This window comes from Haliscomenobacter sp., assembly GCF_033763495.1.
In the GTDB taxonomy this organism is placed as follows: domain Bacteria; phylum Bacteroidota; class Bacteroidia; order Chitinophagales; family Saprospiraceae; genus Haliscomenobacter.
In genome coordinates this window covers 22,511-32,064 of record NZ_JANRKL010000169.1, presented here as the reverse complement: position 1 = coordinate 32,064, position 9,554 = coordinate 22,511, and the positions used below count along the sequence as shown (strand labels likewise).

Here is a 9,554-nt window from a genome sequence, read left to right as displayed (position 1 = left end):
GCTCATCCGCCGAATGGCGCTCAACCTACTCAAAACAAATGGTGACAAACCTAAAGTCAGCATTAATCGTAGAATGAACCGATGTGCATTGTCGGACAAGTATAGAGAAAATACCCTCAAATTTTAATGCGTTTGCCCTGGAGCATCCCCCTTTATCCCGAAAATTTGGCCCGGCTGTTGCAAAACTTCCGAACTGCGGTGGGTAATCCTCAACTCCCGGTCTTAATGGGTGAATTGGGCGCTTATTCTCAAAATCCGGAGCAATGGAAAAAGATCAATCAACTCATCTGGGCACACTCGGCTAAAGACCTTTTTACAGCGGTGATTTCCACCCAGGATTTGCAGCATAAGGGGGATAAGATCCATTTTGATTCAGCGGGGCAAAGGGCGATGGGGCGGAGATTTGCAGAGGCGTATTTGGAGAAGTTTGTTGGGCGGAAATGATCATCCCTACTTCTGCCCTTGCGCAAGCTTTTGGAAATGCTTAATTTTAGCCAATAAACCAGCACTATGGCAAGTATCGCAACCACGCCCATTACCAGTTTGAGCCAGCTCGATCCCGAGGGGATATATACCTATGCAGATTACCTGAGCTGGCAATTTCAGGAACGGGTGGAGTTGATCCGAGGGCGTTTGTTTCCCATGAGTCCTGCCCCCAACACCTTTCATCAACAAATCTCAGGTGCACTGTATTTTCGCTTGTACGGTCATTTTGTGGGTAAAAGTTGTCAGGTCTTTGCTGCTCCTTTCGATGTACGGCTGCCGGTTAGTTTGAAAAAGGGTCAAACGACGACAGTCGTTCAGCCGGATTTATGTGTCATCTGTGACCCCGGCAAACTGGATAATCAGGGTTGTGATGGTGCACCCGATTTAATCATCGAAATTCTTTCCCCCGGCAATAGCAAAAAAGAAATGCGCGAAAAATACCAGGTGTATGAAGAGGCTGGAGTGCGGGAGTATTGGCTGGTGTATCCGCTGGATCGCGAGGTGCGGGTGTATGTGCTGAATGAGGCCGGGAAGTACATTGGCTTGGCTCCGGTATTGGAGGATGAGGTGTTGCGCTCGGCGGTGTTTCCGGAGTTGGAGGTGGATTTGGGGATGGTGTTTGGGGGTTAAATGGTGCTTGTAGATTTCGACTAAAAGAGAGAATTTATTTTAAGCTAATAAAACATAGGTAGTTCCAAAATTAAATATCATGCCAATTCCAGACAATACTTTTTTTGGTGCCCATTTTGATGGTACTGGAGCAATATTATTTGGAGAGGTTCGCCAAATTACTAACGAAGATGATAAGCTTCTTCTACTTAAACGACGCTTAGAATCCTATCTAATTTCTCAAATTGACCCAATTGCTGATTCGACTAAAATTTATTCTCCTTTCCCTTTAACAGTGCTAACCTGTATTGCAGTGGAGACAATAGGGAGAGTAATTTCGCCCGTTTCCGAATGGGAAAAAGATAAACATAAGGACAAGGAAATTTCAAAACTTGTGTCAGTCCGCATTTATGGCGAGTTGGATAAAAAACTAACTCGGCCTTTAAACCAAGAATTTAAAGCATCAATGCAAGCACTATGGCCTAATGATAAAGTTAAAGACATAAAAAGTTATGCCGAGCTCTTTCATAGCTATCTCCGCACTTCTTTCATGCACGGGTATAGAAGTAAAAATGTTTTTCTAAAAGCAGAACTAGAGGAAGGCTGGGCCATTAAAGATGGTTTTCTGATTATTAATCCCTATTGGTTTTGGAAAGAGTACAAGCGTGTATTTGAAGAATCCTTTGAGAAAATATTTGACAAAAAAGAAAAGAATAACCCATACAGGATAAATGCCCTTGCCTATTTTCACAGATTGATCAACGAGTGATAACATGCTATCTCAAACATAATAGCGCCCAAATCTTGACCCACTGTAAAATAATCGGTAACTTTGAAGACAAATGAATGACACATGGTTGAAAGCGAAAAAATTTATCAATCCATTTTACTCCGATTAAGCCGTATTCCGGTCGACTATCTTCAACAAGTAGATAGTTACCTTCAACACTTTTCAGAAAATATAGAGCATAAAAAACAAAATCAAGTCGAGATCATGTCTCTTGCGGGGAGCTGGTCTGATATGCCTGATGAGGACTTTGAAGACTTTTTAGAAGTTACCAAAGAAACTGGGTGAGAAATATTCCGTCGTGATATTCAGTTATAAACCAAGCTATTGAGTTTAGAAAATAGTTTCACAATAGTAGTTTTATCACTCATCACCCAAGTAATTTTCCATCTGAAAGCGGATTGACAATAAAGTATTATTCAGTCTCTCTGTTTCATCCAGTTTTTCGGCGCTAGCTTTAATCATGGCCTGCAAGGCCAGAAAATCAGCACTATCGTAGTCAATAGTCCCGTCTGCTGAGCCGTTGATTCCACCTTCGTTGATCACTTTTTCCTTTTCCATAAACCAGCTTTTAAGAGCCAAGGGTTTTCTTTTATTTGAGTCAAGTTACCACTTTTTAGCTAATTCTCCATGCCTTTCCCCCAATCTGCCCAATCCCTTACAAAACCCTCACCATCAATTCTTTCTTAAATCCCCACAAAACCTTATCTTAGCCCACAAACCTACGATCATGGCCACCTACACGCTCACCATCAACGGTGAAAAAAAGACGCTGAATGTCGAGCCCGATACCGCGCTGCTTTGGGTATTGCGCGAGCATCTGGGACTCACCGGAACCAAATACAGTTGTGGCAAATCCTATTGCGGCGCCTGCACCGTACACCTCGATGGGCAGCCCATTCGTGCCTGTGTGATGCCCATTTCCGCAGTGGAAAAACGCAGCATCACCACCATTGAAGGGCTTTCGGCCAATGCCGATCACCCTTTGCAAAAGGCCTGGCTAGAAGAGCAGGTGGCGCAATGTGGCTATTGCCAATCCGGCCAAATCATGCAGGCTGCTGCCCTGCTGAACGAAAAGAAAAAGCCCAGTCGGGAAGAAATCATCAGTCATATGAACGGCGTATTGTGTCGTTGTGGAACCTATATGCGCATCCTTAAAGCCATTGAAAAGGCTGCAAAAGAAATTTGACCATGAGTAAGAGCAACACTCCCTCCTCAAGTGCCCTTTCCCGGCGCAAGTTTCTGCGCGCTGCCGGAGGCATTACCTTTGCAGTAAGTGCTTCGGCCATTTTGCCCAAATGGATCATGGATGGCGCCGAACCAGCATTGAGCACTGAAGACAAAGGCCCAGCCATTAGCGCCTGGGTGCACATCCGCCCAGATGGCCGCATTACCATTTACAACCCTGCCGCAGAAATGGGGCAAGGATCCATGACTGCACTGCCCGCCATTTTTGCTGAAGAATTGGACGCAGATTGGTCAAAAGTGCGCATTGAATTCTCTCCAATTGAGCCCAAAATATACGGTCCTGGTGCCTGGGGCGGACGTATGATGACCGTGGGTAGCCGGGCAGTATCCGGTTATTACGAAAGTTTGCGACAGGCGGGAGCACAAGCCCGCTATGTATTGATGGACAATGTGGCCAAAAAATGGAATGTACCTCTGGCCGAACTGAGTACCGAGCCCAGTATGGTCATCCACCATGCCAGCAATCGCAAAATCACTTATGGTGAAATTGCCAGTTTTGCCACCATGCCGGAAAAATTGCCTCAAATCCCCAAGGAGCAATTAAAGGACCCCAAAAATTTCCGTCTGATCGGCAACCCCGACATTGAACGCTGCGATATGGCCGCCAAAGTAAACGGCAGTGCTAAATACTCGATCGATGTGCGTATTCCGGGGATGGTTTACGGCGTCATCAGCCGATCGCCTGTCAATGGCTCCAAACCAACTTTGACCAATGCAGAGGAAATCCGCAAAATCAGTGGGGTAATTGATGTGGTCACCCTCAATCACGGGATCGGAGTAGTAGCAGATACGCTTGAAAAAGCTTTAAAGGTCAAAGCACAGTTAAAAATACAGTGGAGTAGCGATGCCAAAGCCGCTAGTCACAGCAGCCAGCAGGCCTATGCGGAATACACCAGCCTAGTGAAGGACGAAAACCGTAAGGGCCGCAGCCTCGAAGCCAAGGGCGACCTGAACAATGCACTCAAGGACGCCCCAAAAGTGTATAGCGCCACGTACAAAAACGACTACCTCTACCATGCTCAAATGGAGCCCTTGAATGCCGTGGTGGCACTTGCGCCCGATGGCAGCAGTGCCGAAGTGTGGTGTGGTTCCCAAGCTCCGGATAGTGCTAAAGGCGCAGCGGCAAGGGTATTGGGGCTTGATGAGTCCAAAGTTACGCTTTACCCCCATTTTTTGGGTGGCGGTTTTGGGCGGCGCTCTAGTACGGATTATGTGGAGGAAGCCGCAGCACTGGCCAAAGCTGTACGCAAGCCCGTCAAACTGCTCTGGACGCGCGAAGACGACCTGCAATACGGCCAATACCGCCCGATTTGTCTGCAATATTTAGAAGCGGGGGTAGACCAGGCAGGAAACATCAATTCCTGGAAATACATCATTTCAGGTACTGGTGACAGCCTCTTGGCCAGCGGTGCAGAAATGCCATTTTACACTTTGCCGGATTTGCAGATTGAATTGCGGGCAGTAGACCACGGCATGCGTACCAAACACTGGCGGGCAGTAGGGCATGGCCCCAATAAATACGCCATCGAAGCTTTTATTGATGAAATTGCCTATGATCAGAAAAAGGATCCCTATCAGTACCGTCGCCAACTGATGCGCAACCATCCGCGTGCTTTAAAGGTGCTCGAAACAGTAGCAGAAATGGCGGATTGGGGTAAAAAATTGCCAGCGGGCCGGGCGATGGGTATTGCTTTTGCGGAGCGCAGTGGTAGTCCCGGGGCTGGAGTATGTGAAATTTCGCTGGATCGCACTACCGGAAAAATCAAAGTACATCGCATTTGGGCAGCTGTGGATGGCGGGGTCGTTGTTCAGCCGGATAATGCCAAGGCACAAACCGAGGGCTCCCTACTCATGGGCTTGAGTAGTGTGTTCTATGAAAGTATAACAATCAAAAATGGAGAAGCGCAGCAGTCGAATTTTCACGATTATCCGCTCTTGCGCATGGAAGATGTGCCTGAAATCCTGGAGGTGAAATTTGTGGCGTCCAATGAGCCGCCATCAGGCTTGGGCGAAGCGGGTTTGCCGTTTATTGGGCCTGCCGTAGCCAATGCATTTCTGGCACTGACCGGGAAGGCTTTGCGGCATATGCCTTTTACGCCGGAAAAGGTGTTGGCCGTTCTGGCATCGAAGTGACAATAGCCTTAGGTGCCTCTTTAGTGCCTTAGGTTTCTTAGGTGGTGAAAATTGCTTTGTGTAGCTTTTCTTTTTCACCACCTAAGAAACCTAAGGCACCGAAGATACACCTTAGCCATCGTCCCGAACCACCAAAAAGCCCTCCGCAAAAGGATCCACTACTTCCTCCAACACGGCTCCAAACTGTGGCCCATACTTCAAGTAAAAATTCAGAAAATTATCCGTCCTTTCCTGCAAACCATTGCCAGGGAATAACTTTTCCTTGAGGCTGCGGATTTGGTTAATGGCAGTTTCGTGCTTTTGTTTTTCGGCACGTACCAGTCGGCCTTCCAATTGCTCGATGGCTTTTTCCTGCTTGACTCCTTCGGCCAATACTGCCTTTTCCAGCGTGGCGTCAACCTCCAGGGCTTTGAGGCGAATCTGTTCAAAAAGCGCCTTCAATTGAGCCATTTCGGCCTGAAGACTAAGTTCTCCTTCTGAATTGATTGCCACGTATTGTTTGATCAGGAACTCGGTATCTACGAATAAGTCGTGTACCCGCAAGCCCAGTTTTTCGATGCGGCCAGAGGTCGCTTTGTCGATCCACAACAAGGAATTGCGCCTTAAAAGCAAGGGGTAATTGATCCCAAAATGGGTAAATTGTGCCTTGCGCTCCAACCAGTAGGCAATCTCACCGCCCCCACCTACGTAGGCGAGGTTGGGCAAAATGAGTTCCTGAAACAAAGGTCGCAGCACTACATTCGGGCTAAAACGCTCGGGGTGGGCTTCCAACTCTGCTTCCATTTCAGCAGGAGTAAAGCGCAGGTCGGTATTCAAAATGGCAAAATCCTCAGCCTCCCGTACAATCCGGTCGCGGCGATTTTCTTGCAGGTAAAACAGGTTGATGTCGCGGGCATGCGCCTGTCCGGAAAAGCCAGCAGCCGTCAGCGCTTCCTGGGTAGTCGCAATCAGTGCTTGAGAGCTCTGTTGGAACAACTCCTCCCGCATGATCGGGATAAAGCGGCGTTTGAAGGCCGGTATATTCATGTTCAAAGCGACCAATCCGTAGCTTCCAAACAGGCGATTAACCAGATCAATGGTGGCATCGGCGTATTTGGCGTGGCTGGTATAGGCCGCTTCAATTTGTTGATAAATGTAAGTGGCGTTTTCACTTTCGCCCAGCATTTCTTTCAGCTGAGCCAACACTGGTGCCAAGGTTTCAGTGGACATGTCGCCACAAGAACCACCTACTGCTTCATGTTCCCAACGGATGGTTTTTCCAAAAATATTGGCGTGGTTGATTTCCTCAAAATCATGATCCTCTGCGCCATTGACCAATACGGGCACAAAATTATAGTCGGGATAACCGGTGCTCAACTCCTTAGCCAGTTTGATGGCTGTAAATATTTTGTACCAGTAAAACAGTGGCCCGGTAAACAAACTGGGTTGATGTGCGGTCACCACCACATAGGTATTTTCCTCAGCCAAAAGTTCAATGTTCAGTTTTACCTCACGGCTGGTGTCCAGTTTGGCGTATTGCTCGTGGAGTGCTTCCACCAACAATTGGCGATCAATGGGCTGCTTTGCCTTGTCATCGATCACTTGCCGAAAAGATTCGAGGCTGGGCTTATACTTGAAAAACGGTTTTAATGCCGGGTTTTGTGTAGCATAGGCTACGTCCTTTGGTGCCAGTTGTGGTACCGAAGCATAAGGGAGGATGTTAACGTCCATATCGGGTGTGTCGGTTAGTGCAGTGTTTTTTTGGTGTAAAAGCATTTTGGACGAATAAAATTTTATATTTGAAGTTGAGTGTCTCGACTCCGCTCGACAACCGACACTTCGAGCGGTCACTGAGCGGAGCCGAAGTGCTGGGCGAAGTGTCGGTTGTCGAGCGGAGTCAAGACACTCAACATCCTAAATGAGATAAACACCGAATTAGTTTAACCCAACATTCAAATTCTCCTTTTTCAATCATGCAACAATACATTCTTGCCCTCGATCAAGGTACCACCAGTTCACGAGCGATTCTTTTTGACCAGAATGGCAATGTGGCTGGCGTACGCCAACAAGAGTTCACGCAACATTACCCACAGCCCGGCTGGGTAGAGCACAATCCGCTGGAAATCTGGAATACCCAGCTGGCGGTTGCTCGTGAGGTGCTCAGTGCCCACAAGGTGAGCCCGAGTCAAATAGTTGGCATCGGCATCACCAACCAGCGTGAAACCACGGTCGTTTGGGACAAAACCACTGGACAACCCATTTTTAACGCCATCGTCTGGCAAGACCGCCGAACCGCCGCTATTTGTGATGCCCTGAAAGCTCAGGGCGAAGAGGCCTACATCAAAGCCCAAACTGGTTTGGTGGTGGACGCTTACTTTTCGGGCACCAAAGTAAAATGGATTTTGGACAATGTGGAAGGCGCGCGGGAAAAAGCTGCCAAAGGTGACCTGCTTTTTGGAACCATCGACACCTGGCTGGTTTGGAAACTGACTGGCGGCATGGTGCACATCACCGACTATTCCAATGCTTCCCGGACTTTAATGTACAACATCCAAACGTTGGAATGGGATCAGCATTTGTTGGATGTACTGGATGTGCCTGCCAATATGCTACCCCAGGTATGTCCTTCCAGCCAAATTTATGGCAAAACCAGCGCGGATTTGTTGGGGGCTGAAATCCCCATCGGAGGCATTGCTGGTGACCAACAGGCTGCCCTCTTTGGCCAGGGTTGTTTTCAACCTGGTGCTGCCAAGAATACTTATGGGACTGGCTGCTTTATGCTGATGAATACAGGTAAAGAAAGAATTCAGTCCAATGCCGGGCTTCTGACCACCATTGCCTGGGGCTTAAACGGCGAAGTGCATTATGCGCTGGAAGGAAGTGTGTTCATCGCTGGGGCAGCCATTCAGTGGTTGCGGGATGGGTTAAAAATCATTGATGAATCGCCTGATTCTGAATTTTTTGCCATGAAAGCGCCCAGCACGGAAGGGGTATATGTAGTGCCGGCTTTTGCGGGTCTGGGCGCCCCGTATTGGGACATGTATGCGCGGGGAGCGATTTTTGGACTCACCCGTGGCACTTCAAAATCACACCTGATTCGGGCAACCCTGGAATCCTTGGCCTACCAAACCAAAGATGTTTTGGGCGCGATGGAAAAAGACGCGGGTACCCCACTTGCGGTTTTGCGTGTAGATGGTGGTGCTTGTGCCAATAACCTGTTGATGCAGTTCCAGGCGGATATTTTAGGAGTGAGCGTCGAACGCCCAAAAATTATTGAGACCACTGCCCTCGGCGCAGCGTATCTCGCGGGCCTGGCCTGTGGCTTCTGGAGCATGGCCGACCTGCAATCCAAATGGCACCTCGATCGCGCTTTTCACCCCAACATGTCGGCGGAACAACGTGAAAAGTTGTACAAAGGCTGGTTGAAAGCTGTGGAACGGACGATGGGTTGGGAGGAGTGATGAGAGATGAGAGATGAGAGATGAAAGAGGCTACCGCAGCGTTTTTGACCATGACCTTGTCTAAGTTTCTGCGGTAGCCTCTTTCATCTCTCATCTCTCATCTCTCATCTTTCATCTTTCATCTTTTAATATCCTCCTTCCCGTCCCACATCATGCGTATCCGCCAAAGATTTGATCTCTGGATTGGTACCGAATACGACGAGAATGTCTCCTTCCTCAAAAATGGTATCAGGTTTGACGACACCTTCAGAGACATAGATGACTTTATTGATGCCCAACAAGTTCTTTTTGATGCGCTTGCGGACGATGGTAACAATGTTCAAGTTGAAATTTTTACGCAAATCAACCTCTTGTACGGTTTTACCCACAAAAGAGGGCGGCAAGTGCAACTCCACCACCGAGTGGTTTTGATCCAAATCAAAAGATTCGATGGCCGTTTTCAGGTTGAGTTTTTTGGCCAGGCGCTCCGCAGCTTCCAACTCTGGGTGCAGGATTTCCTGGATCCCCATTGCTTCGAGTACTGTTTCGTGGGTATTGGACAAGGAGCGACTAATGACGCGTTTTACGCCCAGGGTTTTCAGGTTGGCGGTGGTCATCAAAGAAGCTCCTTCATTTTCACCAATTGCGACTACGGCAACATCGGTATCTTTTAAAGGCAGATTGCGCAAAGCCACCAGGTTGGTACCATCCAGGGTAACCGCATGGGTTACTTTATCTTTGATCAGTTCAACTTTATCCGGGTTTTTGTCAATGGCAATGACCTCATGACCCATTTCAGTCAGCTGAAAAGCCAGAGATGCACCAAAATTACCCAATCCGAAAATCAACACTTTCATAGGTTGCAAGTATAA

10 protein-coding genes are annotated in these 9,554 nt (G+C 48.0%); 7 read left to right on the top strand and 3 right to left on the bottom strand.

What is annotated here, in order from left to right:
• Nucleotides 1-126: 126 nt before the first annotated feature.
• The 4 genes from SFV55_RS18370 to SFV55_RS18355 all read left to right on the top strand — a co-directional run bounded on the left by SFV55_RS18370 (nt 127) and on the right by SFV55_RS18355 (nt 2,170).
• Nucleotides 127-444: a sialate O-acetylesterase gene (locus SFV55_RS18370; protein WP_320030995.1), complete on the top strand. Its 318-nt coding sequence runs from the start codon at nt 127-129 to the stop codon at nt 442-444.
• 66 nt (nt 445-510) lie between these two features.
• Nucleotides 511-1,116: a Uma2 family endonuclease gene (locus tag SFV55_RS18365; RefSeq protein ID WP_320030994.1), complete on the top strand. Its 606-nt coding sequence runs from the start codon at nt 511-513 to the stop codon at nt 1,114-1,116.
• Between the two features lie 79 nt (nt 1,117-1,195).
• Nucleotides 1,196-1,864 carry a hypothetical protein gene (locus tag SFV55_RS18360; protein ID WP_320030993.1) on the top strand — a complete coding sequence of 223 codons (669 nt, stop codon included), beginning with the start codon at nt 1,196-1,198 and terminating at the stop codon, nt 1,862-1,864.
• Between the two features lie 84 nt (nt 1,865-1,948).
• Complete coding sequence (locus tag SFV55_RS18355; protein WP_320030992.1) at nt 1,949-2,170, top strand: hypothetical protein; 222 nt, start codon at nt 1,949-1,951, stop codon at nt 2,168-2,170.
• Between the two features lie 75 nt (nt 2,171-2,245).
• Here the strand turns inward: SFV55_RS18355 and SFV55_RS18350 are convergent, their stop codons facing one another.
• On the bottom strand, nt 2,246-2,443 hold the full coding sequence (locus SFV55_RS18350; protein WP_320030991.1) for a hypothetical protein: 198 nt from the start codon (nt 2,441-2,443) through the stop codon (nt 2,246-2,248).
• Between the two features lie 169 nt (nt 2,444-2,612).
• On the opposite strand from SFV55_RS18350, the gene SFV55_RS18345 reads away from it, so the two are divergent.
• Nucleotides 2,613-3,071, top strand: a complete 459-nt coding sequence (locus SFV55_RS18345; RefSeq protein WP_320030990.1) for a (2Fe-2S)-binding protein — start codon at nt 2,613-2,615, stop codon at nt 3,069-3,071.
• A gap of 2 nt (nt 3,072-3,073) precedes the next feature.
• Nucleotides 3,074-5,263, top strand: a complete 2,190-nt coding sequence (locus SFV55_RS18340; RefSeq protein ID WP_320030989.1) for a xanthine dehydrogenase family protein molybdopterin-binding subunit — start codon at nt 3,074-3,076, stop codon at nt 5,261-5,263.
• A gap of 111 nt (nt 5,264-5,374) precedes the next feature.
• On the opposite strand, the gene bshC is transcribed toward SFV55_RS18340, so the two are convergent.
• The gene (gene bshC, locus SFV55_RS18335; protein WP_320030988.1) at nt 5,375-7,018 is read right to left on the bottom strand and encodes a bacillithiol biosynthesis cysteine-adding enzyme BshC; all 1,644 of its coding nucleotides are present in this window, start codon (nt 7,016-7,018) and stop codon (nt 5,375-5,377) included.
• A gap of 197 nt (nt 7,019-7,215) precedes the next feature.
• Between bshC and glpK the strand changes: the two genes are divergently transcribed.
• On the top strand, nt 7,216-8,703 hold the full coding sequence (gene glpK, locus SFV55_RS18330; RefSeq protein ID WP_320030987.1) for a glycerol kinase GlpK: 1,488 nt from the start codon (nt 7,216-7,218) through the stop codon (nt 8,701-8,703).
• Nucleotides 8,704-8,828: 125 nt separating this feature from the next.
• On the opposite strand, the gene SFV55_RS18325 is transcribed toward glpK, so the two are convergent.
• Entirely contained in the window at nt 8,829-9,539 is a 711-nt protein-coding gene (locus SFV55_RS18325; protein WP_320030986.1) for a TrkA family potassium uptake protein, read from the bottom strand.
• Between the last annotated feature and the right edge of the window lie 15 nt (nt 9,540-9,554).

Coding starts and splice junctions, on each gene's coding strand:
- SFV55_RS18370 (WP_320030995.1), top strand. CDS start 127: ATGCGTTTGCCCTGGAGCATCCCCCTTTATCCCGAAAATTTGGCCCGG.
- SFV55_RS18365 (WP_320030994.1), top strand. CDS start 511: ATGGCAAGTATCGCAACCACGCCCATTACCAGTTTGAGCCAGCTCGAT.
- SFV55_RS18360 (WP_320030993.1), top strand. CDS start 1,196: ATGCCAATTCCAGACAATACTTTTTTTGGTGCCCATTTTGATGGTACT.
- SFV55_RS18355 (WP_320030992.1), top strand. CDS start 1,949: ATGGTTGAAAGCGAAAAAATTTATCAATCCATTTTACTCCGATTAAGC.
- SFV55_RS18350 (WP_320030991.1), bottom strand. CDS start 2,443: ATGGAAAAGGAAAAAGTGATCAACGAAGGTGGAATCAACGGCTCAGCA.
- SFV55_RS18345 (WP_320030990.1), top strand. CDS start 2,613: ATGGCCACCTACACGCTCACCATCAACGGTGAAAAAAAGACGCTGAAT.
- SFV55_RS18340 (WP_320030989.1), top strand. CDS start 3,074: ATGAGTAAGAGCAACACTCCCTCCTCAAGTGCCCTTTCCCGGCGCAAG.
- bshC (WP_320030988.1), bottom strand. CDS start 7,018: ATGCTTTTACACCAAAAAAACACTGCACTAACCGACACACCCGATATG.
- glpK (WP_320030987.1), top strand. CDS start 7,216: ATGCAACAATACATTCTTGCCCTCGATCAAGGTACCACCAGTTCACGA.
- SFV55_RS18325 (WP_320030986.1), bottom strand. CDS start 9,539: ATGAAAGTGTTGATTTTCGGATTGGGTAATTTTGGTGCATCTCTGGCT.